Source organism: Paenibacillus tyrphae (genome assembly GCF_000722545.1).
Lineage (GTDB): Bacteria > Bacillota > Bacilli > Paenibacillales > NBRC-103111 > Paenibacillus_G > Paenibacillus_G tyrfis.
Map to the genome: position 1 here is coordinate 222032 of NZ_JNVM01000008.1, position 21046 is coordinate 243077.

26 protein-coding genes and 1 tRNA gene are annotated in these 21046 nt (G+C 52.4%); all 27 read right to left on the reverse strand.

The window, feature by feature from the left end:
- Positions 1 to 16 precede the first annotated feature (16 nt).
- Complete coding sequence (trpE, locus tag ET33_RS11070; protein WP_036680646.1) at positions 17 to 1558, reverse strand: anthranilate synthase component I; 1542 nt, start codon at positions 1556 to 1558, stop codon at positions 17 to 19.
- 322 nt (positions 1559 to 1880) lie between these two features.
- The gene (gene aroH, locus ET33_RS11075) at positions 1881 to 2258 is read right to left on the reverse strand and encodes a chorismate mutase (RefSeq protein ID WP_036680647.1); all 378 of its coding nucleotides are present in this window, start codon (positions 2256 to 2258) and stop codon (positions 1881 to 1883) included.
- 3 nt (positions 2259 to 2261) lie between these two features.
- Positions 2262 to 3359 carry a 3-dehydroquinate synthase gene (aroB, locus tag ET33_RS11080; RefSeq protein WP_036680649.1) on the reverse strand — a complete coding sequence of 366 codons (1098 nt, stop codon included), beginning with the start codon at positions 3357 to 3359 and terminating at the stop codon, positions 2262 to 2264.
- A gap of 17 nt (positions 3360 to 3376) precedes the next feature.
- On the reverse strand, positions 3377 to 4540 hold the full coding sequence (gene aroC / locus ET33_RS11085; RefSeq protein ID WP_036680650.1) for a chorismate synthase: 1164 nt from the start codon (positions 4538 to 4540) through the stop codon (positions 3377 to 3379).
- A 204-nt stretch (positions 4541 to 4744) separates the two neighbouring features.
- A complete protein-coding gene (locus ET33_RS39205) occupies positions 4745 to 4909 on the reverse strand; it encodes a hypothetical protein (RefSeq protein WP_167336427.1) in 165 nt (54 codons plus the stop codon).
- An 84-nt stretch (positions 4910 to 4993) separates the two neighbouring features.
- A complete protein-coding gene (locus tag ET33_RS11090; RefSeq protein WP_036680651.1) occupies positions 4994 to 5773 on the reverse strand; it encodes a CheR family methyltransferase in 780 nt (259 codons plus the stop codon).
- 18 nt (positions 5774 to 5791) lie between these two features.
- A complete protein-coding gene (gene ndk / locus ET33_RS11095) occupies positions 5792 to 6235 on the reverse strand; it encodes a nucleoside-diphosphate kinase (RefSeq protein WP_036680654.1) in 444 nt (147 codons plus the stop codon).
- A gap of 235 nt (positions 6236 to 6470) precedes the next feature.
- On the reverse strand, positions 6471 to 7445 hold the full coding sequence (locus ET33_RS11100) for a polyprenyl synthetase family protein (protein WP_036680656.1): 975 nt from the start codon (positions 7443 to 7445) through the stop codon (positions 6471 to 6473).
- Entirely contained in the window at positions 7442 to 8305 is an 864-nt protein-coding gene (locus ET33_RS11105; protein ID WP_036680659.1) for a menaquinone biosynthetic enzyme MqnA/MqnD family protein, read from the reverse strand. The genes ET33_RS11100 and ET33_RS11105 overlap by 4 nt, the downstream gene beginning before the upstream one ends.
- Entirely contained in the window at positions 8298 to 8903 is a 606-nt protein-coding gene (locus ET33_RS11110; protein ID WP_010495117.1) for a UbiX family flavin prenyltransferase, read from the reverse strand. The genes ET33_RS11105 and ET33_RS11110 overlap by 8 nt, the downstream gene beginning before the upstream one ends.
- Positions 8900 to 9775, reverse strand: a complete 876-nt coding sequence (locus ET33_RS11115; protein ID WP_036680669.1) for a UbiA-like polyprenyltransferase — start codon at positions 9773 to 9775, stop codon at positions 8900 to 8902. Before ET33_RS11115 ends, ET33_RS11110 begins: the two co-directional genes overlap by 4 nt.
- Before the next feature lie 4 nt (positions 9776 to 9779).
- Positions 9780 to 10520, reverse strand: coding sequence for a demethylmenaquinone methyltransferase (locus ET33_RS11120; RefSeq protein ID WP_036680674.1), 741 nt, complete (start codon positions 10518 to 10520; stop codon positions 9780 to 9782).
- 10 nt (positions 10521 to 10530) lie between these two features.
- Positions 10531 to 11394, reverse strand: a complete 864-nt coding sequence (locus ET33_RS11125) for a heptaprenyl diphosphate synthase component 1 (RefSeq protein WP_036680678.1) — start codon at positions 11392 to 11394, stop codon at positions 10531 to 10533.
- Positions 11395 to 11483: 89 nt separating this feature from the next.
- Positions 11484 to 12005 carry a hypothetical protein gene (locus ET33_RS11130; protein ID WP_036680683.1) on the reverse strand — a complete coding sequence of 174 codons (522 nt, stop codon included), beginning with the start codon at positions 12003 to 12005 and terminating at the stop codon, positions 11484 to 11486.
- 108 nt (positions 12006 to 12113) lie between these two features.
- Complete coding sequence (gene mtrB / locus ET33_RS11135) at positions 12114 to 12335, reverse strand: trp RNA-binding attenuation protein MtrB (RefSeq protein ID WP_036680686.1); 222 nt, start codon at positions 12333 to 12335, stop codon at positions 12114 to 12116.
- A 309-nt stretch (positions 12336 to 12644) separates the two neighbouring features.
- Positions 12645 to 13571, reverse strand: coding sequence for a phosphatase PAP2 family protein (locus ET33_RS11140; protein ID WP_051775253.1), 927 nt, complete (start codon positions 13569 to 13571; stop codon positions 12645 to 12647).
- Positions 13572 to 13769: 198 nt separating this feature from the next.
- Positions 13770 to 14678: an HPr(Ser) kinase/phosphatase gene (gene hprK / locus ET33_RS11145; protein ID WP_036680691.1), complete on the reverse strand. Its 909-nt coding sequence runs from the start codon at positions 14676 to 14678 to the stop codon at positions 13770 to 13772.
- 177 nt (positions 14679 to 14855) lie between these two features.
- Positions 14856 to 14929: transfer RNA gene (locus ET33_RS11150), tRNA-Pro, on the reverse strand.
- Between the two features lie 166 nt (positions 14930 to 15095).
- Entirely contained in the window at positions 15096 to 15368 is a 273-nt protein-coding gene (locus ET33_RS11155) for an HU family DNA-binding protein (protein WP_010494971.1), read from the reverse strand.
- Between the two features lie 194 nt (positions 15369 to 15562).
- Positions 15563 to 17041: a stage IV sporulation protein A gene (spoIVA, locus tag ET33_RS11160; protein ID WP_036680694.1), complete on the reverse strand. Its 1479-nt coding sequence runs from the start codon at positions 17039 to 17041 to the stop codon at positions 15563 to 15565.
- Between the two features lie 254 nt (positions 17042 to 17295).
- On the reverse strand, positions 17296 to 18021 hold the full coding sequence (locus tag ET33_RS11165) for a hypothetical protein (protein ID WP_036680695.1): 726 nt from the start codon (positions 18019 to 18021) through the stop codon (positions 17296 to 17298).
- Entirely contained in the window at positions 18021 to 18362 is a 342-nt protein-coding gene (locus ET33_RS11170) for a 2Fe-2S iron-sulfur cluster-binding protein (RefSeq protein ID WP_036680696.1), read from the reverse strand. Before ET33_RS11170 ends, ET33_RS11165 begins: the two co-directional genes overlap by 1 nt.
- Before the next feature lie 16 nt (positions 18363 to 18378).
- Positions 18379 to 18993: a nucleotidyltransferase family protein gene (locus tag ET33_RS11175; protein WP_036680698.1), complete on the reverse strand. Its 615-nt coding sequence runs from the start codon at positions 18991 to 18993 to the stop codon at positions 18379 to 18381.
- A gap of 27 nt (positions 18994 to 19020) precedes the next feature.
- Positions 19021 to 19314 (reverse strand): 2Fe-2S iron-sulfur cluster-binding protein, encoded by a 294-nt coding sequence (locus ET33_RS11180; protein WP_036680700.1) that lies wholly within the window; start codon positions 19312 to 19314, stop codon positions 19021 to 19023.
- A gap of 16 nt (positions 19315 to 19330) precedes the next feature.
- Positions 19331 to 19510: a DUF2768 family protein gene (locus ET33_RS11185; RefSeq protein WP_036680702.1), complete on the reverse strand. Its 180-nt coding sequence runs from the start codon at positions 19508 to 19510 to the stop codon at positions 19331 to 19333.
- 112 nt (positions 19511 to 19622) lie between these two features.
- Positions 19623 to 19901, reverse strand: coding sequence for a stage VI sporulation protein F (locus ET33_RS11190; RefSeq protein ID WP_036680703.1), 279 nt, complete (start codon positions 19899 to 19901; stop codon positions 19623 to 19625).
- Positions 19902 to 19983: 82 nt separating this feature from the next.
- On the reverse strand, positions 19984 to 21033 hold the full coding sequence (locus tag ET33_RS11195) for an NAD(P)H-dependent glycerol-3-phosphate dehydrogenase (RefSeq protein WP_036680705.1): 1050 nt from the start codon (positions 21031 to 21033) through the stop codon (positions 19984 to 19986).
- Between the last annotated feature and the right edge of the window lie 13 nt (positions 21034 to 21046).

Here is a 21046-nt window from a genome sequence, read left to right on the forward strand (position 1 = left end):
CTTTATCCCGATTTTATTACTGATAATAATCGTGATTGATCAATGCATACTCCGGCGGTTTCGATGCAAAAACGGCTTCCGCCATGCGGATCGATTTCAGCATGCCCTTGGCTTTGTTGATCGTCTCCTGGTACTCGTTCTCCGGAACGGAATCCCAGACGATCCCAGCGCCTGCTTGGACATAAGCTTTGCCATTCTTGAATACGATGGTGCGGATCGTAATGCACGTATCGAGGTTGCCCGAGAAGCCGAAGTAACCGATGGCACCGGCGTAAGGACCGCGCGCCTCGTTCTCCAGCTCGGCGATGATTTCCATCGCTCTGAGCTTCGGAGCGCCCGAGACGGTACCGGCGGGCAGACACGAAATGAAAGCGTCGAAGAAATCTTTGTCCTTCGCCAGCTTGCCGGAAACGTTGGATACGATATGCATGACATGAGAGTACCGCTCGATTTGCATGAACGTATCGCATTGGACGGTACCGAATTCGGAGACGCGCCCGAGGTCGTTGCGTCCGAGATCAACGAGCATCAAGTGCTCGGCGCGCTCTTTCTCGTCGGCCAGCAGCTCCTGTTCGAGTGCCAGGTCTTCTTCGGTCGTCCGCCCGCGGGGACGGGTACCGGCGATCGGCCGGGTCTCCACCTTCTCGTCTTCAACGCGGACGAGCAGCTCGGGGGACGTCCCGACGATGACCTCCTCATCCATTTTGAGGCAGTACATGTAAGGCGACGGATTCATCGTTCTTAGGATGCGGTACACGTGCAGCGGCGAAATGTCCGTTTCGATCTCGAAGCGTTGGGACAGAACCACTTGAAAAATATCGCCCGCCCGAATATATTCCTTCGCTTGATCGACGTTCGCCAGAAACTGCTCCTTCGTGACGTTCGAACGGATTTCTCCCAAATCAACGTCATCCGGGATGGACTGGTGATTCATCTTGAGCGCCGGCAGCGGACGTTTCAGGCGTTCAATGGTCGCATCGATTTTGGCGCATGTTTTTTCGTAGGCGGCGATGATTTCCGCTTCCGTTCCGTGGGGAGGCACATGCACGTTGGCGATCACTTTCAGCTGCTGCTTAAAATGGTCAAACACGATCACTTGATCGCAAAACATAAAGTCCAAATCATTCATCTGCAGATCGTCCTGCCGATGCGCCGGCAGCTTCTCGTAATACTGCAGCAGATCATAACCGAAAAATCCGACGGCTCCACCCGTAAAGCGGGGCAAATCCGGCAGCGAAGGGCTCGTATACGCGCTTAAATGCGCTTTGAGCACATCCACCGGCTTTTCCTTCGAGGTTGTCGTTCCTTCCGGACCTTCGATGCGAGTCACACCGTTTTTGGCCTGAATAAACATAAACGGGTCGGTTCCGATAAATGAATATCGCGCCCACTTGATCCCGCCTTCCACGCTTTCCAGCAAGAAGGCACGTTTCTCTTCGTAAAAATGTTGAAATACGCGGATCGGCGTCTCCGTATCAGCCATCAGATGGCGGACGACGGGGATCAGGTTATACTGGCTGGCAAGCCGAACGACTTCCTTTGCTGACGGTGTGTGCATCGTCATCTCTCCTCTTCTCAACTCAAAAAATAACTAGGCTCTGCAAACGTAAAAAAGCCTCTACGCATCGTAGAGGCGGTATTCAGCGGATGAAGGATTCGTCCCAACGGAAAGTATGTCCAAAGTACGTCAAACAGCCCTAAGGTAGGTTAAAAATAAACCTGCCGATAGTGCGCCGAACGCATCCTGACGGTTCTTTCCACGAACGGGTAATCTTCTCTCTTCTCATCTCAAACTGAACTAGGCTAACTCTCTACTCTGCTCTGTTACTGCAACTCACTCTTATCTGCTTAACTCGTTGTAATCAACTATACTACCTCAATTATGCTTTTGTCAATTTGGACAAATCGGGACGAAGCCGCATCGCTTCTCTTTGATACACATGAATGATTTCATTTTGCTGTTTGTCCGTATTGACCATCACCATTAAACGAATACAGCGGGGCAATCCGCCCTCTACCGGGATTTCGAGCGAGCACATCAGCGGGACCAAGTCCCAGCCTGCCATCTGGCGGATGGCCCGCGCAGGAAACGTAGCCGTCAAATCCGGCGTCACCGTAACGAATACGCTGGCAATCTCCTCCGGAATGATCCCGTTTTCCGCGATAATTTGATGGAGCAGTTCTGTTGTTGCCGTTAAAATGTCATTCTCTTCGTTGTGCTCCACGGTCGTTGCTCCGCGGATTCCTCTTACGAACATCCGTCAGTCCTCCCGTTTTAACCGATCCACGATCTCTCTGACCCATTCCGCGGATACGTTTTTGTTAATTTCGACTTTGCCGATGGCCGTCGGAATAATATAAACCATGCGGCCTTCGCTGAATTTTTTGTCGTGCATCATCGCACGCATGATCGCCTCGGTATCGAAGTGCGCCGGAATGCGCGTAGGAAGACCGAACTTCTTGAAAATGCGTTCGGTTACCGTAAGAATCTCTTCCGGATTGCCCATACGCACCGACAGCATCGCCGCGCCGACCATGCCGATGGAGATCGCTTCGCCATGCTGCAGCTCGTTGTACCCGGCCACCGCCTCCAGCGCGTGACCGATCGTATGCCCAAGGTTCAGGATGGCGCGAAGATCGTTTTCCCGCTCGTCCTTCGATACGACCGCCGCTTTGACGGCGCAGCCATTGTACAGACCGTACTGGAGCGCTTCCGGGTCCAGCCCGATGAGCTTCTCCGCATTCGCTTCGCACCACGCGGTAAATTCGGCATCCCAGATCAGCCCGTGCTTGATCATTTCCGACAACCCCGCGCGCACGTCCCGATCCGGCAAAGTGAGCAGCGTAGATGTGTCATACAATACCATCTCCGGCTGATGGAACGCGCCGATAATGTTCTTCGCCAGCGGATGATTGACGGCGACCTTGCCGCCCACACTGCTGTCGTGAGCCAGGATCGTCGTCGGAATCTGCACAAACCGGATGCCGCGCATGTAACTGGCCGCCACAAATCCAGCCAAATCCCCGACAACGCCGCCACCAAGCGCGACGACCGTCGATTTGCGGTCCAACCCTGCCTGCAAGCAGGCGCCGACGACGTCCTCCAGCACCGCGAGCGATTTGGACTTCTCGCCTGCCGCAACGGTGTAGGACACCACCGTAAAGCCGCCCTCTGCCAATCGGTCCAGGACCGGCTTCAGATGATGCTTCGCCACATGATCGTCGGTCACGACAAGCAGCGGCGATGCTTTGCTAATCCCGTGCTTCTCGAAGTACGCGGTGATATCCGCGAGCAGGCCCTCCCCGATATAAATTGGGTAGGACCTCGTACCAAGGTCTACCGTTAGCTCTCTGACCATAAATCCGGCTCTCCCGCTTAGTAAGATTTGATTTGCTCCAAGTAGCTCTCGTAATTTCTGCGGATTTCCTCCAGCGAATCGCCGCCGAATTTTTCCATAAACGCTCTCGCCACTTCCCAAGCAATGACGTTCTCCATGATGACGCCGGCCGCCGGTACCGCGCACGTATCGGAGCGCTCCACCTGCGCGGTGAACGCTTCCTTCGTATCGATATCTACGCTTTGCAGCGCTTTATAGAGGGTCGCGATCGGCTTCATGACGCCGCGTACGACGATCGGCTCGCCGGTCGTCATTCCGCCTTCGAATCCGCCTGCACGGTTCGTCGCACGATAAAAGCCGCGCTCCTCGTCATGTATGATTTCGTCGTGAACGGACGAGCCTCTGCGCTTGGCCGCCTCGAATCCGATCCCGAATTCCACGCCCTTGAACGCTTGAATCGACAGCACCGCCTGAGCAATGCGTCCGTCAAGCTTGCGGTCCCATTGCACATGGCTGCCGAGACCCGTAGGCACGCCTTCGATAATGCATTCCACGACACCGCCAAGCGTATCGCCGTCGTCCTTGGCCGCATCGATGGCTGCAATCATTTTCGCTTCCGCGTCTTTATCTGTCACCCGCACCGGCGATTCCTCCGTGATGCGGATCAGCTCGTCAATCGGCATCTCCTGCCGCTGTACTTCCACTTCCCCGATGCGAATCACCTGACCGGCGACTTTGATGCCGAATTCCTTCAGCAGCTCGCGAGCCATGCCGCCGACAGCTACGCGCATCGTCGTTTCCCGCGCGCTGGAGCGCTCGAGAATGTTGCGCAAATCGCGCTGATTGTATTTCAAACCGCCGTTCAAATCGGCATGACCCGGACGCGGGCGGTTCACCCGGCGCTTCGACTCGTCGTTGCCTTCGATCGGCTCGATGTTCATGATGGAAGTCCAATGCTTCCAATCGTTGTTTTCCACCACAAGCGCAATCGGGGCGCCGGTCGTTTTGCCGTGGCGCACGCCGCCGACGATGTTCACGGTATCCTTCTCAATCTGCATGCGGCGTCCCCGCCCGTAGCCTTTTTGCCGTCTGCCGAGCTGTTCGTTCACCGCTTCGAAATCAATCGTTACGTTGCTTGGAAATCCCTCAATAATAGCTGTCAATTGTGGTCCGTGCGTTTCCCCTGCGGTTAAATATCTCACCTGATTTGTCTCCTTTCATCCTATCCCATGAAAAGCGTAAGCTTTCTTTCTTTCAAAACGCTTTAGCGCTTTTATGTGCTGAGTCATGTGCTAATTATAGTATAGGCCTGCGGCTTTGACAAGAATATGCAAGAACAAAAAGAAGCGCAGGCCAAAGGCATATAGCCGATGGCTGCGCTTCTTTCCGTTTCGGACGAAGGTATGTCAGCCTCCGGCCGGTTGTTTTTTTAACACTTGCGGGCGTTCCTGGGTCTGCGGATCATGAACCAGCCCCATAATTTGCAGCGAATCGATCCCGAGAATTTGGGCGCATTCTTGTACCGAGATGAAGCCCCGGCGGTAAGCGTTGATGACTTTACGTTTATCCATGCGATTCCTCCTGCTGCTTTTCGGGCATAAAGGATCTGTCTACTTTTTATTCATAGTATGGGATCGCATGGAAACGTTTATTCATTACACTTCCGTTTTACGGTAAAAAAACGTTTCGGCGGACTCCAATCCGTACTGGCCCGGACTGAAAATCTGCTCGGTGCTGCCGACGAACAAGATGCCCCCCGGCTTCAACGCATTAGCAAACTTATGATACAATAAGTGCTTGGCTTCTTCTGTAAAGTAGATCATAACATTGCGGCATACGATTAAATCGAAGCCCGTATCGAACGTATCGACCAGCAGGTTTTGCTTTTGAAAGCGGATCGATTTTTTAAGCGAATCCGCAATATGATAAGTCAAATTTTCCTGACGGTAATATTTCTGCAAATATTTGGCCGGCACGTCCCGTACCGAACGATCCAAATAAATCGCTTTCTTCGCTTTTTCCAAAGCGCCTTCATCGATATCGGTCGCCAGCACCACGCTGTCCTGCGCATTCAGTTCCGCCAAAATCATCGCCAGCGTATAAGGCTCCTCCCCCGTGGAACATGCGGCGCTCCAGCACTTGACCTTGCGCGATTTGCGGAGCATGTCCGGCAAAAACTTCTGTTCCAGCACTTCCCAACGGTTCGGATTACGCCAAAACTCGGAGACGTTGATCGTCATACGATCCAAAAACTCGTAAAACAGCTCTTTGTCCTTCGCCATCGCCTCAAAAAACGAAGCGAACGTCGTATACCCCTTTTTCATCCGCAGCGTAGTCAGACGGCGTTTCATCTGTGCTTCCTTATACTGGGACAAGTCGATGGACGTGTAGTCCTTGACTTTCTTGATGAATAACAGGAAATCTTTATCCTCCATGCCGCCATCCCCGCCTTATCAGATCCAAGTTTGTATCGCTTTGCTGTAATCGAGCACTTCTTCGGGACGGAAAAAGTTTGCAATTTCCCTCTCGGCGCTTTCCAGAGAATCGGACCCGTGAATCAGGTTCAAATTCGTATGGACCGCATAGTCGCCGCGGATCGTACCGGGCAGCGCTTCCAAAGAATTCGTCTTGCCGATCATCGTTCGGGACAGCGTAATCACCTGATCCCCTTGCCAAACCATGGCAAATACGGGCCCAGAGGTAATAAACTTGATCAAGTTATCGAAAAACGGCTTGCCCACATGCTCCGCATAATGTCTTTCCGCTTGCTCGCGGCTGACCTGCACCAGCTTGGCCGCAACCAATTGCAGCCCTTTTTGTTCGAAGCGGCCCACGATCTCCCCAATGAGCCCTCTCTGTACTCCGTCAGGCTTGACCATCAAAAACGTTTTTTCCATATATTTCTCCTCCTACCCTATAATAAAGTTTATTAGGAGTTTGGTTTTGCTTTGGTGCTTTTTCAACATGCGACAGGGTAAAGATATTGCTGCGGAAAGTTCACGGCCGCCTTTGAAATCAAGTTGTTACCGCAAGGTATATTGAATACAACTTGAATTTCAAGAGCGGTGGAGCAGCAATATCTTTACATCAAAGTCGTCGTTGCAAAATCAGAGGAGGTATCAAACCAAGCTCCTAATAAGAACGGTTCCCCACAAAATGAGCAATACTAACCAAGTCTTTTTTCGCCTGGATATTGGGCAAGCCCTCCAGGGAACGAATCGCTTTATCTATGTATGCCGACGCCATCGCTTCGGCGCGGGAGATTCCTTCGCTGCGCCGGATCATATTCAAAAATGCGGTGATGTCGGTTTGCCCGTCACAGGCCTCGATACGCGAGATTTCCTCCAGCAGAGCCGGACGAAGCTGCGGATTTTGAAGCGCAAAGATGACGGGAATCGTAATATTCCCCTGCTTGATGTCGCTGCCCGGCGGTTTGCCGATCTCTTTCTCCGTACCGCACAAATCGAGAAGATCGTCCCGGATTTGGAACGCCATCCCGGTATAATACCCGAAATCGTACAGCCGCTTGGCCGTCTGTTCGGGAGCACCAGCCGCAATCGCTCCCAATTGGCAGCTGATTGCAAGCAGCAACGCCGTCTTGCGCTTAATGCGCAGCATATAGTCGCGGACGGTCTGCCCCGTATGGAAAAAGAAGCGGATTTGCTCCATTTCTCCGATCGACATCTCGACCAAAGCATTGGACATGATCCGATGGATGGACGGGTCCGGCAGTTGGGTGACGATGCTGAGCGCTTTGGCGAAAATATAATCCCCGGCGTACATGGCCACCCGGTTATCCCATTTGGAGCGGACCGTCAATTGACCGCGCCGCGTGTTCGCATCGTCGATGACGTCGTCGTGCACAAGCGAAGCCATGTGAATCAGCTCCAGAGGCACGGCTACGAACTTTACCCGCCCCAGATCATACTGCCCGAACTTGGCGCCAAGCAGCACGAATACTGGACGAATCCGCTTACCGCCTGCTTTCAGCAAGTGCAGGGAAGCCTCGCGAAGCACCGGATGATCGACATCGATGCTTCGCTCCAGCTCTTTTTCAATCATATTGATATCTTTTTTTAATTTAGCATATAAATCCAACAGTTTCATTCCGTCACCCGTACTACAGAATTGTCTTTCCATATTTGCAGAGGAACGTTCCGCTTCAGAAAACCGAGCTCTGCGGCATACTGATAATATAACGAGAGCCCGGCCCATTGCTTCGGACCGAATTCGTAGCACAGTTCGGAGAAATAACGCTGCCAATAGGCCTCCGTCCCGCCAATCAGCTTTTGTGCATCACGAACCAGCGCCGCCGGATCGGCAAGCGACTTCCTCTTGCTCTCGAGAAAAGCCTCATAGATGCGGCTGACAAGCTCCGGATACTGCTCCACGGTTTGCTTCCGGATCGTGCAGACAGCAAACGTCATCCACTGGCCGGTTAAGCGAGTCCATTCCGTCGCGAGATCGGTAACGAGATATCCGTTCTTTTCCCAGCTTGCCCGAATCGCATGATCGCCAATCAACAGCGCGGCATCTGCACTCTTCATCATCGGTTCAAGCTCCGGAGCCGCGTATTCGTACTCGGGCTGAAGCCCGTAAAACTTGGTTAAAATAATTTTTAACAAATTGATGGAGGTGGCGGAAGTCGTCGGCAGCGCGATCTTGGCGTCCCCCAGCTCCTCCAGCGGTTTTCGATGAAACAGAAGAATGGAATTGACCTGTCCGAAAGCGCTGACCGACATGTCAGGAAATACTAAATACTCGTCGAAATTTTCTCCGTACGCAAATGACGAAATGGCTCCGATATCGATTCGTCCTTCGGCCATGGCGCGATTCAACCCCGACGGTACCTGTTGAGTTACCTCCAGATCGCTGCCGAAGGAAGGGAAAGGAAAGTAATAGAAGAGCGGCCACACATTGGTGAAGTCGATACGGCCGATGCGTACGGACGCCTGATTGTTAGTCATTTGGCATACCCCATCTTTTATACAATTGATGTTCGATCTCCATGCAGTCCAATATTTTCCCGACTACAAAATCGATCATATCGTCTAATGTCTGCGGACCTTGATAAAATGCCGGCATCGCCGGCAGGATACGTACGCCAAGCCTTGCCAGCTTCAGCATGTTTTCGAGATGAATCGCATGCAGCGGCGTTTCCCGCGGCACGACAATCAGCTTGCGCCCTTCCTTCAGCATCACGTCCGCGGTTCGCTCAAGCAGGTTGTCCGATGCGCCGTTCGCGATGCCGGACAGGGTGCCCATCGAGCACGGCACGACCACCATGCCCTGCGTCCGGAACGAGCCGCTGGCCGTCTTCGCTCCGATATCCTGCACAGGCACATATTCGAGCTTTCCCGGCCAGTTGTCGGATTCGAAGTGCAGACGAACGCTTTCCTGCCGCTTCGAGGCGTCCCAGCCGAGCTCTTCCTTTAGCACACGCCAGCCTGCATCCGTTACAATCAGATGAACGTCTTCCCCCGCCGACAGCAAAAAGCGGCAGAGCCGCACGCCGTACGCTGCGCCGCTCGCCCCAGTAATGCCGACTACCCACGGTCTTTTCACCCGTTAAACACCACCAAATCGATCAAGGTGAACACAAACAGCGAGATGCTAAGCGTACTGTTCATCGTAAAGAAGGCCGTATTCAATTTGGTGAGGTCCGTCGGCTTTACAATCAGATGCTCATACATCAGCAGAGCATAGGAGACAAGCACCCCGGCCAAGTAGACCCAGCTCAAATCCGTTAAAAAAAACAGGCTGATCAAACCTGCCGCAGTGACGATATGAAACCAGCGAGCGATGAGCAGCGCCTTAGGAATGCCGAACCGGGCCGGTATCGAATGCAGCCCTTCTTTCTTGTCAAATTCGACGTCCTGCGTCGCATAGATGGTATCGAAGCCTGCCAGCCAAAAGACGATGGCTACATAAAACACGAGCGCCGCCAGCGAAAACTCCCCTGTCACGGCGATCCAGCCACCCAGCGGCGCGAGCGCAACCGTCATTCCCAGAATCAAGTGGCATGTCCAAGTGAAACGTTTCGTGTAAGAATAGAACACCAGAAAAAATACGGCAACCGGCAGCAGCTTCATCGCGAGCGGGCTTAAATGATAGGCCGCCCAGAACAAGCATACGAACGAAATAATAATAAAAATGATGGCTTCTTTCGAAGAGATCAAGCCGGCCGGTATCGCCCGCATCGCCGTCCGCGGATTTTTGGCATCGAACACTTTGTCGATGACCCGATTCAGCCCCATGGCTGCGCTCCGCGCCCCGATCATCGCCAGCAGAATCCAGCCGATCTGCCCCCATGACGGCAGGTGGTTAAAGGCTACCACCGAACCGAGGAGCGCTCCCATGAAAGCAAACGGAAGCGCGAAGAGCGTATGCTCGATTTTGATCATTTCTAAAAAGATTTTGGTCTTTCTCCATGCCATGTTGTCAGACATCTCCCTTAGATCCATTTGCCGCTTGCGGCTTAATGCCGATGTGAAGCGCCGCGATCCCGCCGGTCAATGGGTAGGCCTCGACGCGGGTCAAACCGGTCTTTCGGAAAATGTCGGCGAGCTCCTTATGGTCCGGGAAGTTCTTAAGCGATTCCGGCAGCCATTTGTACTGCTCGTACCGTTTGACGATCAGTTTGCCGAGCAGTGGCAGAACCTTTTGAAAATAAAAAAAGTAAATCGCCTTAAACGGCTTCCAGGTCGGTTTGGAAAGCTCCAGCGAGACAACCATTCCCCCAGGCTTCACCACCCGCTGCATTTCCTCGATGACTTTGACCAAATCAGGCACATTGCGGAGCGCAAAGCCGATCGTCGCATAATCGAACGAATTATCCTCGAACGGCAGCGCCATGGCGTTGCCCTGCACAAGCTTGATCTGCTTGTCCATTCCGAGCCGCTTGACTTTTTCCTCGCCTACATCCAGCATGTTCTGGCTAAAGTCAAGGCCTACGATCTTACCGGCGCCGCTCGCTTTAGCGAGACTGATCGTCCAATCACCGGTGCCGCAGCACAGGTCGATCGCCGTTGCTCCCGGCTTCACGTCCATTTTCTTCATCGTTAAGTTTCTCCAGGCTTTATGCCGGCGGAAACTCAAAATGTCGTTCATCAAGTCGTACTTCGGCGCGATGCTTTCGAAGACGGAGTGAACGAACTGTTCCTTGTTCGATTTCATTTCCATAAGTGTCACCTCAAACTTCTTGTGTCGCCTGCGGGGCCGATAAATACTGGCGGAACGGTTCGCCGATCGACAGCAGCTCTTTGCCTAATTTCTCCGGTTCGAACGACTGCAGCTTGTCTTGAAGCTCCTTCATGCAGGTATCGAGCATTTGGTGCAGTTGCGGCGTTACCTTATACTTCAGCCACAACGGACGCCATTTTGTCGCGTCTGGCTCCTCGCTTTGCAGCAGCTTCTTTTCTTCTCGTGTCGCCTGCTGCAGAACATGCCAAAAGCCCCAGCTATCCCGATACGGCTGAGACGACTCGGACCGGACGATTTCCTGAAGCAGCACTTCGCAGCGGGTAAACAGGCGAAGCACTTCGGGCCACACGACGTAAAAACGCTCCTCGAGCAGATTGGCGAAGGATAGAAACAATTGTGTCTTCACTTCGACCGACTGCCCAATGTATTCGTCCGCCGTAAGCTTTAGCTGCTTCATCTTGAGGTACAGGTTCATTTTAAGGCGGTTGGCTTCGCATATCGCTGCGGACAGTACTCCGATCAAATCAATCTGTCCGGAATGCGACAGCAGGTAGTAAAAGCGGCTGCTGAAATAGTCTCCCGCAAGCACCTTGAGCTGCCGGGAGCGGGCGGATTTCTGCTCCTTGGCGTCGTTGGTTACGCTGACCATATCATGCGTATCCAGACCGAGCTGTACAAGGGATGTCACAAGCGTATAAAGCTCGCTGTAACCGGCTAATGTGCTGTGTTTATTTAAAAAAGCATACAGAAGCCGGGTGCGGAATTCGGGAAAGAGCGGCAGATCCGTATGCTTTTGAATCATGTCATGCTCCGTGTACTTCTTGGCCATCTCCGGAATCCGATAAGTGTTCATATGTAAGCCTCCGAACCGATAAGAAAAATCTCTTCACTCGCAATCTAAACTATTATAGCATAATCGAATTATTTTCGCATGTACCCGGATCAGCTTTTCGGAGTAAAACGCTCCTGCCATTTCGAGGTATACGTCATCCGAAAGCGGGTATCCAAATACTGCTGCAGTTCTTCCATATTTCTAGAGCGGAGTCCCGCTTCGTTCGGAAGCCATCTCTCCCGCCTGGCGTCTACCGCTGCCAATGGTTGGGGATTCCCTTCCCGGTCCCCGGAGGCATCCAGCACACGGACCAATACCTGATTGATATTCGTAGACGAAGCGAACATCATTGTCGGCACTTCGTACATATCGCTGAGCATCTCGGATTTATCGCTCGTTTTTACGGCCAGCAAATCGATCGACACAACGGCATGATTCACCTCTACCCGGCGAATTCTTAAATGAAGCTGCATCCTCGATACGACGTCGACAATATTGTTTTCGGATACGGGATGCGCTTTAACGCTTCGAAACACGCTAAGACTCTCATCCAGCTGTGACAAATAAGACAAAGCCGACGCTACTGCTATCGATAAGGCTGTAATGATCAACAAACGGGGAGCCCATTTCATCCCGAACCGCTTCCTCCTTTTGACGGGGTCCGAATGCTTGGCTTATTGCCCTGTCTGTTACATTGTACAACGAAAAAAAGCAGGCTATGCCTGCCGCTGCCCGAAAAATTATTCCTCCGTATCGATAAGCCCGAATTTCGTGGCCACAACCGCTTTCCCACGGATTTTGATAGCTGATGTATGTTCAGTAAATTGAGCGATCATAATCTCGCCTTTATCCAACTTTTCCGTGTGGTGAAACCGGGTATCCTGCCCTCTGGTCAAGCCGATGACCTGTACTCCGTTTTCCTTGGCTTTTACCACAAAATATTCACTCTGATTCGATTCCATCCTTATTCCCCCCGGGGCTAATCTGTCCAATTACCTTTATCATGCAAAAAAATACTCGTGCTGTCAACTCAAGAGAAAAGCCGCCCTCTTAGGCGGCTGAGCTTGTTGAGAAACCCGCTTCGCGTAGAAATTCTCTGCATACTCCAGTGGGGTATATCCCTCCAGCCGCTCTTGAACCCCGTGAACTTGATTAGAATTAGCGGTATTTTCACGGTTCAAAGGTGGACGTAAACTCTTACGGGATATACCCCACTTCTATTTGTCTGAGATTTTCTACTTTTAGGGTTTCTCCACAGCTAGAACGCCCTCTTAGGCGACTACCGTTTTCTCTGTCCCGTAAGCTTGATCTTTTTTGTTGTAGAACCCTTTAAAGCGGCTCGGTACGAGCTTGGAAGCCAAATAGATGATCAAATCGGAAAGCTTAACGACACCGTAAGCAAACAGCATTCCCGCAATGACGTCGAGCACCCAGTGAATCTGCAAATACATCGTCGAGAAAATAATCGCGGAGCAATACGTAACCATCATATATTTGAAGATGCGGTCTTTTTCCCGAAGCGCCAGCAGCAGCATGGCGAACGAAATCGACGTATGCATGCTCGGAAAGCAGTTCATGACATTGACCAGCATATCGTTTTCCGTGGCAAATTTGCGCGCAAGCAAGTCAGGCTGCCCTTTTACCCACCATACCTCGCGAAGCAAAATCAAGTTGTAAAACGGAAGGATCAGCGGAAACTGCATCAAATGTCCGGATAAAGCGTAGGACATCATCTTTTTTACACTCTTGGTCCAGTAGCTTCGGACAATGCAAATCCAGAGCGAAAGCACGAAGCCGTAGTTGTAGATCCAAGCCATGATCTGGTCGAATACCGGGTGATTGATCGCCCGGGCCCATGCGGCATCGTTTAGGGGTATGCTTCTCATCATGTCATCCCATTTCCATACATGACGATTGTTTTCGAACATCCAATTGGCAATTTTCCACCATACTCCGCTGCCGGAGCCATAAAAGTAATAAAATACGCCAAGAAGTGGGATGCCTACCACAAAAAAACGTTTCCAATCGACGTCAATCTGATCTTTTCGGACGCCCATCAGACATATTAAAAGCAAGACCCAGCATTCCAAACTCCAATTCCCGACCACGCCGATACGCCATACCAAAAAGATCGATGCCAGTATGCCGTACATCGTCCAATCGTTTGCGTTCGACCATCGTCTAAGTTTCTCTGACATTTTCGGTAACTCCCCCTAAATACTGTACCTACCCCGCTTAACGCATACCCATTTCGTGAAATAAGGTCAACTAAGTATAACAAAAAAACAATGATTTTGCTTCATAATTTTTTTACATTTAAGAAAAGCTTCAGAATTAAAAAACACGGGGCAAATGTCCCGTGTCGCCTGCGCTTCGCACCGAATCGCCGGTCTCTTTCATTCCTCTTGAAGACGCTTCATAAAGTCCTCTGCCGCGCTATAGCCCTGCTGCCGGAGATACCAGTTGTTGGCCGCCGCTTCCACCAAACCGGCCACGTCCCGTCCAGGCTGAAGCTGGATCTCGATATGTGGAATCTTGATGTCCATATAATCCGAAAACTTCGGGAGCAGCTCCAATTCGTTATTGAGCGCATTGTCCTGCCACTTTGTCAATTCGATGTCGAGAACGATCCGCGTCTCGTCCTGAAACGCTTTGCGGCCGTACAGGCGGGAAACATTAATGAGTCCGATGCTGCGAAGGGCGAGAAACTCTTTTGTCTTTCCGTTATGCGTGCCGAGAAGCGTCTCCGGGCTGATCTTCTTAAGCACCACGATATCGTCCGCTACCAGCCGGTGGCCCCGCCGAATAAGCGTATGCGCCGTCTCGCTTTTGCCTACCCCGGATTTGCCCCGAAGCAAAATGCCGATCCCGGATACGTTGACGCAAACCCCATGCACGGCAATCTCCTGCGCCATCGATTTCGTCAAGAAAGCGTCCACCAGCTCGATAAATTTGTTCGTCGCCTGCGGTGTCCGCAGTAAGGGAATGCCCTCTTCCTCGCAATATTTCATCAAATATTTAAGCCCTTTCTGATTCCGGGTTACGACAAAGCACGGCGGATGATACTTCACGATGTTTCCGATCCGGTCATTGCGTTCCTCTTCTGTGAGCGTATGTAAATAAGTGATTTCTTTACTGCCGAGCACCTGCAGGTGGGACTGCGAGAAAAAATCGAAATACCCGACGAATTCCAACCCCGGACGGTGCACTCTCGTCTTGGAAATCGTTCGATGGAGCTGCGAGGCCCCGGCCAATACTTCCAACGAAAATCGTTTTACCAAATCTTCTACTGTTACAGATTTCACCCGTTCATCCCCCTTCGCCTTCTACTGCAATGCCAAACGGAATCTGCTAACTAATTCTACATAAGAGAGCGTTTCCCTCTTCGGCTACCCCGACCTATGAATAGATTTGGAGAAAATAAAAACCGCTTCCTCCGGCGGATGTATCCGTCAAGAAAGCGATTCGGCCATAACTTGCTATCGGAGTAGCGGGATTCGAACCCACGACCTCACCCACCCCAAGGGTGCGCGCTACCAGACTGCGCCATACCCCGAAAATGATCCGGTAAAAAAATCCGGCAAAGAGTATTATATCTTATGCCCTATCGATTGTAAAGGTTTTTTCCATAGAAAAGAAAAAAACGCCCGAACCGCATTCGAGCGCTTTTTCGAGCCGATGAACCGGCCCCATTATGTAGAAAGCCTAAAAGCCGCAAGAGCTTACTGGATTCCGTCTCTCAACGCTTTGCCAGGTCTGAAGGCCGGGATTTTGCTGGAAGGAATTTCGATTTCTTCGCCGGTTTGCGGGTTACGGCCTTTGCGGGCGGAACGCTCACGAACTTCGAAGTTGCCGAATCCGACCAATTGTACCTTATCTCCGCTTTGAAGCGCCTCGGAAATAGCTTCGAATACAGCTTCAACCGCTTTGGTTGCGTCCTTTTTGGAAAGCTCAGTGGATTCCGCAACCTTATTGATCAAATCGGATTTATTCATGCGATTCACCTCCCCCCGAAACAAACGAGTCCTGTTACTTTCTTTGTTAACCGTTTCGCCGAAAAATATACATTCGGAACGATGCAAAGGTGAAAGAAACAAGATTATAGTAATACACACGTTAACCATTTTCAAGTGCAAACACAAAAAATGCACCCTTCGGAGTGCATTTTTCACGAAAAATGAGAAGCATCTCACAAAATGATCGCAATGAGGCCGCCGGAGCCTTCGTTTATAATCCGTCCAAGCGTCTCCTGGAGCTTGTAGCGCGCGTTGTCCGGCATCATGGCCAGCTTGCCTTGAATGCCTTCGCGCACGATCGAGTGCAGCGACCGTCCGAAAATATCGGATTCCCAGATTTTGAGCGGGTTGTCCTCGAAGTCCTGCATCAAGTAGCGAACGAGCTCCTCGCTTTGTTTCTCTGTCCCGATAATCGGCGAGAATTCCGACTCCACGTCGACGCGGATCATATGAATCGACGGTGCCGTCGCTCTGAGCCGGACTCCGAAGCGGGAACCTTGCCGGATAAGCTCCGGTTCGTCGAGCGCCATCTCCGCAAGCGTCGGAGGAGCAATCCCGTAGCCGGTCGTTTTGACCATTTCGAGCGCTTCGGCGAAGTGATCGTACTCCCGCTTGGCATGCGTAAAATCCTGCATGAGCTGCAGCAGGTGATCCTTGCCGCGGATTTCCACGCCGACGACCTCCATAAGAATGCGGTCATACAGCTCGTCGGGCGCGTACAGATCGATTTCCGCAACCCCTTGCCCCATATTCATTCCGGCCAACGCCGCTTTATCGATAAATTCGTATTCCTCGAAATGACTGACGACCCGATCCACGTCGCGAAGCCTGCGAATGTCCTGTACCGTCTCGCGGACGGAGTTCTCGAAGCTGGAGCGGAGCCAGTGGTTTTCCTCCAACACCATGACCCAGCTGGGCAGATTCACATTGACCTCGTGAACCGGGAATTCGTACAGCACTTCGCGAAGCACGGACATCATGTCGTCCTCGCTCATATTGGCAACGCTCATCGCCACGACCGGCACGTCGTGCTTCACCTGCAGCTCGTTGCGCAGCTCAATCACGGTATCGCTCTGCGGACGGGTCGAGTTCACGATGACGATGAACGGCTTTCCGACTTCCTTCAGTTCGTTAATGATGCGTTCTTCGGCATCCACGTAGGAGGCGCGCGGAATTTCGGCGATCGAGCCGTCCGTCGTAATGACGACGCCAAGCGTCGCATGCTCTTGAATCACCTTGCGCGTGCCGATTTCCGCGGCTTCCTGGAACGGAATGGCTTCATCGAACCACGGCGTATTGATCATCCTTGGGCCGTTCTCATCCTCATATCCTTTGGCGCCTTCGACAACATATCCGACGCAGTCGACCAGTCGAACGTTGACATTCAGTCCTTCAGCAACATGCAGCTGCACGGCATTGTTCGGTACGAATTTCGGCTCCGTCGTCATGATCGTCCGTCCGGCGGCGCTTTGCGGCAATTCGTCGGTTGCCCGGATCCGGTCGGCTTCATTCTGGATGTTCGGCAGCACGATCGACTCCATAAAGCGCTTGATGAACGTTGATTTTCCCGTACGGACCGCTCCAACGACCCCCAGGTAAATATCCCCGCCAGTACGCTCTGCAATGTCCTTAAAGATATCCACTTTTTCCAATGAGAATCCCTCCTACAGGTTGTTTAAGACGAAACTCGTACACGCTTTGGACTAGTACAAATATATGTACGGCGGTTCAAAATATGATGACAGGCGCAGAAATAATTTTCACCGGAAATCCGGCTTTACCGTGTTCGCCGCTTGCGTCCTTAACTTCATCCCTGACAAATATATGTAGGAGATTCTACGATTATTCTAGCTATGGCAAGAAAAAAAACTCTATCACCTTGAATAGAAGGTTGATAGAGGCTAGGTTAGAACGATTCCGGGACGGGGACCGGCTTATTGTCTTTCCAAATGTAAGCAAACGAACGCGCAGGGACGAAATACGATTCCTGAACGAGCAGTGCGCGCAAATCCTGCTTTTCATCAAGACGGCTTTGAAGCTGCTTCTTGTCGATAAGCCGCATAATTTCAGGCGCGTAATCGATGGCGACTTGACCCGATTCGCTCATCAGGAACGGAAGCATTACCGAACGCGTATACATGCTGGTTACTTCCAGAGGCTTTCGGTTCAGCTTGGCGTAATCGATGGCGACAAAGCCGGGAGCGACCGATTCCCCAGCCGGCAGCGTGCCCGTCTTCGATTTGTAACGGTCCACCTCCTGCTGCAATTCGACAGTCTGCTGGAACGAAGGCAGATCCATCATCTTGACCGTCGGCTTCGTCTCCGCATCGATCAGGACATAGCTCGCCGTCCCGCCGTTCTCGAACGCATTGGCCGGTACTTCGCTAAGGTAACGCCCTTTCAGCTTTTTGAAATCGATCGGATTCTGTTCATACAGTGGCGTGGTCGCCTCGAAGTTTTTGATCGGCAGCACGCCGGTTTTCGCCTTATATTGATCGATCGCGTTCTGAACGACGATCACATACTCGCCGCTCGCGATCTGGTTCTCCTTGCGCATCTCCTTCGGATACATGCAGCCGCCGAGCAGCGTGCAGACCAGCAGCAAAGACGCCGCCTGCAGCCAACGCTTCATCACCATTCCTCCTCCTGCTTTTCCAACTGCTTACGTATAGCGCTTTTCAACGGATCCTCCGGCACGAGGACCGTGACTGGCCCGGTGATTTTCGCCTGACAGGCCAGACGATAGCCGTCCTGCTGCAAGCCGCCAAGCTTCAGCGCCTCATTGCGGTTCGGCTCGGACAGCCCTGTACCAACGTTCTCCGTCACACGAACTTTGCACATCAGACAAGCCGCCTTGCCCCCGCACCGGGTACGGATATGCACGCGGGCGCGCCGTGCCGCGTCCAGAAGCGTCGTGCCCGGTCTTGCTTCAACCGTTTTGTTGTCGGGTAAAAAAGTGACTTTCGCGGCCATACGTGCTCTCCTTCCGTTAACTATTCGCTTTCGGGTCGAGCAGCGTACGCAGCCTGTCTACGAGCTCCCCGCTGAAGCGGTTGCGGGCAATCAAGTCATCGAGAGCCAGCCTGTGGCGTTCAGGTTCTTGGACTCGGCACACCCTCGCAATCGCTTCATAACGGTCCGGGCGGTCCCTCAGCACGTTAAACACCAGTTCATGAACCAGCGGCATTAGCCGGACAATCTCTCCTTCGCTATACGGAACAGCAGGCGCATGTGTCTGTGCCAAATACTCAGCTTCCACGCGATATTTACTCTCCATCGCCCGCACCTCGAAAGCCCCGACCAGCTCCACCTTGACGCCGTTCATTTCATAATGGCTGAGAATCGACCGATAGATCGGCGTTTCGCTCTCCGTCTGATCGTCAGTTGCATACCGCCGGAGCGCCAGATGCAAATCCTCCGCATTGCTCCGGTCAGCGTATAAATCCAAGTCCCGGGGAAGCGCGTCAAGCTGCACGCCTTGCAGCAGCAGTCCTGTGCTGCCGCCGACCAGCCAAATGGAGTCAGATCCCCGTGTATGTACGGCAAGCTCGGAAAAAATCTCCTTAAGCGGATCCGGCACCGTGCCAAGTTGTTGAGTATTCATCTTATCATCCTATGCTAAGCAAAATGGTCAAAAATAAGGCTTATGCGCAACCGCGATCGCGCCCTCGCTTTTTACTTTCGCCTGACAGCCTAACCGAAAGCCTTGCTCCAGCTCGTCCGGCTCCAAATTGTCCAGCTCCTCGTCCGTCGGAGCGTTCAAATGCTCCATGCCCTCGCTTACTTGACAGCGGCAACGGGAGCAGGTACCGCGCATGCAGGAGAAACCCCAGTCCACTTCCGCCTTCAGCGCCAAATCTAAGATCGTGAACCCGGTCACCGGCTCGATCGACTTCGTTACTCTGCGTCCTTTTAAGGTAATCATGTAGGCAGCAATCTCCTTAGAATAGCGATACAACCATATAGATAAAGATCGGGATAAACATCAAGAACGCGACCAGCGATAGCACAAATCGGACAATACCCGTCGTTTTATTTCTCGCAAACGTGATCAGCAGCGAAGCGAGAACCATGAGACCGATCGCAATAAAAGATGCCCACATTTTGTCCAACGGCGACATAAAAATTTTCCAACCCCTAGCTTGGTAACGTAATTGACTCCATCATAACACAAAAAAAGCACAAGCGCGCTTGATCGGCGGCTCATGCCATAAAACTGTTAAAAATGTCACCTTACTTCTTCATGATCATCTTCATGAGCTGTTCCAAATTGTCCGTGCTCACTTTGCTGCTTTTGATAGCTTGAATCAGCTCATTCGTCGTTTGATCCGAAACGGGAACATTCACAAGGCCCGCAACTTGCTTAATCAGCTGCCGCAGCTGCGTATCGCTCTGCAGCGTGGACGGCTTTACCCCGCTCGCAAGCTTGTATATATCTTTCTCGGAGACGCTTTTGCCGGTTTTTTTCTTAACCACATTGAGCACGTCTTTCGGCATGTTTTTATCTGCCATCGTTGTCCCTCCTCAGACTGGTTATGCAATAAAGCCTGAGGTAGTATATGTGGAAAAGTTGCCGTCGGTGTAGGCGTTTGCCTTAACGAAGCCAACCGTTTTGAGAGTCGTCGGCGATTTCTTCGGTTTCATGCCGGGGTCCCCGTCCCATCAAATGCTCTACGGCCGTTTTCGGGTTTTTCCCGTTAAACAGGACGTGATACAGCTGTTCCGTAATCGGCATGGAAATCTCATAGCGGCGGGACAACTGATAGGCCGCCTGCGTCGTTTTGACGCCTTCTACGACCATTCCCATCCGCGTGAGCACTTCTTCCAGCGAATGTCCCTGCGCCAGCATCGAGCCGGCCCGCCAGTTGCGGCTGTGCCTGCTTGTGCACGTAACTACCAAATCTCCGATTCCGGCCAATCCCGCAAACGTTAACGGACTCGCCCCCATCGCCGTCCCAAGTCTGGCGATTTCGGCCAGTCCCCGGGTAAGCAGAGCCGCTTTGGCATTATCTCCGAAATCCAACCCGTCACTAAGACCTGCTCCGAGCGCGATAATATTTTTAAGCGCGCCGCCAACCTCGACACCAATGACATCGGGGTTCGTATATACACGAAAATAGGAGTTGATCAACAGATCCTGCGCCTGTTCGGCGGCTTCTTTGTCCAGCGAGGCCACGACGACCGTTGTCGGGCATTGCCGGATAACCTCTTCCGCATGGCTTGGCCCGGATAGTACGACCAGCCGGTTCGAATCGTACGACGGCAGCTCTTCCGACAACACTTCACTCATGCGCTTTAAGCTGCCGGCCTCGAACCCTTTGGTCGCGTGGACCAAAAGCGAATCAGGGCTCAAATGCGGTTTAAGCTGACCAGCGATATCCCGCATGGCCGAGGACGGCGCTACAACCACGACGGCATCCGCATCTTTTACGGCTTCCTCCATAGAATCCGTCGCCCGAATCCGCGGGGATAACAAAACCTCGGGCAGAAACCGGCTGTTGCGGTGCTCCTCGTTAATTTCCCGTACCTGATCACGGTTGCGCGACCATAACAGCACGTCGCGGCCGTTATCCGCCAGCACCGAGGCAATGGCCGTTCCCCAACTTCCCGCTACCAGCACGGCGGTTTTACCGGAAACCGGCATGAACGAACACCTC

Coding starts and splice junctions, on each gene's coding strand:
- ET33_RS11100 (WP_036680656.1), bottom strand. CDS start 7,445: ATGAAACTGTTGGATTTATATGCTAAATTAAAAAAAGATATCAATATG.
- ET33_RS11105 (WP_036680659.1), bottom strand. CDS start 8,305: ATGACTAACAATCAGGCGTCCGTACGCATCGGCCGTATCGACTTCACC.
- ET33_RS11125 (WP_036680678.1), bottom strand. CDS start 11,394: ATGAACACTTATCGGATTCCGGAGATGGCCAAGAAGTACACGGAGCAT.
- ET33_RS11120 (WP_036680674.1), bottom strand. CDS start 10,520: ATGGAAATGAAATCGAACAAGGAACAGTTCGTTCACTCCGTCTTCGAA.
- ET33_RS11115 (WP_036680669.1), bottom strand. CDS start 9,775: ATGGCATGGAGAAAGACCAAAATCTTTTTAGAAATGATCAAAATCGAG.
- ET33_RS11165 (WP_036680695.1), bottom strand. CDS start 18,021: ATGAAGCGTTGGCTGCAGGCGGCGTCTTTGCTGCTGGTCTGCACGCTG.
- aroB (WP_036680649.1), bottom strand. CDS start 3,359: ATGGTCAGAGAGCTAACGGTAGACCTTGGTACGAGGTCCTACCCAATT.
- ET33_RS11090 (WP_036680651.1), bottom strand. CDS start 5,773: ATGGAGGATAAAGATTTCCTGTTATTCATCAAGAAAGTCAAGGACTAC.
- mtrB (WP_036680686.1), bottom strand. CDS start 12,335: ATGGAATCGAATCAGAGTGAATATTTTGTGGTAAAAGCCAAGGAAAAC.
- ET33_RS39205 (WP_167336427.1), bottom strand. CDS start 4,909: ATGGATAAACGTAAAGTCATCAACGCTTACCGCCGGGGCTTCATCTCG.
- ET33_RS11185 (WP_036680702.1), bottom strand. CDS start 19,510: ATGTCGCCGTTGGACAAAATGTGGGCATCTTTTATTGCGATCGGTCTC.
- ET33_RS11170 (WP_036680696.1), bottom strand. CDS start 18,362: ATGGCCGCGAAAGTCACTTTTTTACCCGACAACAAAACGGTTGAAGCA.
- ET33_RS11175 (WP_036680698.1), bottom strand. CDS start 18,993: ATGAATACTCAACAACTTGGCACGGTGCCGGATCCGCTTAAGGAGATT.
- ET33_RS11130 (WP_036680683.1), bottom strand. CDS start 12,005: ATGAAATGGGCTCCCCGTTTGTTGATCATTACAGCCTTATCGATAGCA.
- ET33_RS11155 (WP_010494971.1), bottom strand. CDS start 15,368: ATGAATAAATCCGATTTGATCAATAAGGTTGCGGAATCCACTGAGCTT.
- ET33_RS11195 (WP_036680705.1), bottom strand. CDS start 21,033: ATGCCGGTTTCCGGTAAAACCGCCGTGCTGGTAGCGGGAAGTTGGGGA.
- aroH (WP_036680647.1), bottom strand. CDS start 2,258: ATGTTCGTAAGAGGAATCCGCGGAGCAACGACCGTGGAGCACAACGAA.
- ndk (WP_036680654.1), bottom strand. CDS start 6,235: ATGGAAAAAACGTTTTTGATGGTCAAGCCTGACGGAGTACAGAGAGGG.
- ET33_RS11140 (WP_051775253.1), bottom strand. CDS start 13,571: ATGTCAGAGAAACTTAGACGATGGTCGAACGCAAACGATTGGACGATG.
- ET33_RS11180 (WP_036680700.1), bottom strand. CDS start 19,314: ATGATTACCTTAAAAGGACGCAGAGTAACGAAGTCGATCGAGCCGGTG.
- ET33_RS11190 (WP_036680703.1), bottom strand. CDS start 19,901: ATGGCAGATAAAAACATGCCGAAAGACGTGCTCAATGTGGTTAAGAAA.
- trpE (WP_036680646.1), bottom strand. CDS start 1,558: ATGCACACACCGTCAGCAAAGGAAGTCGTTCGGCTTGCCAGCCAGTAT.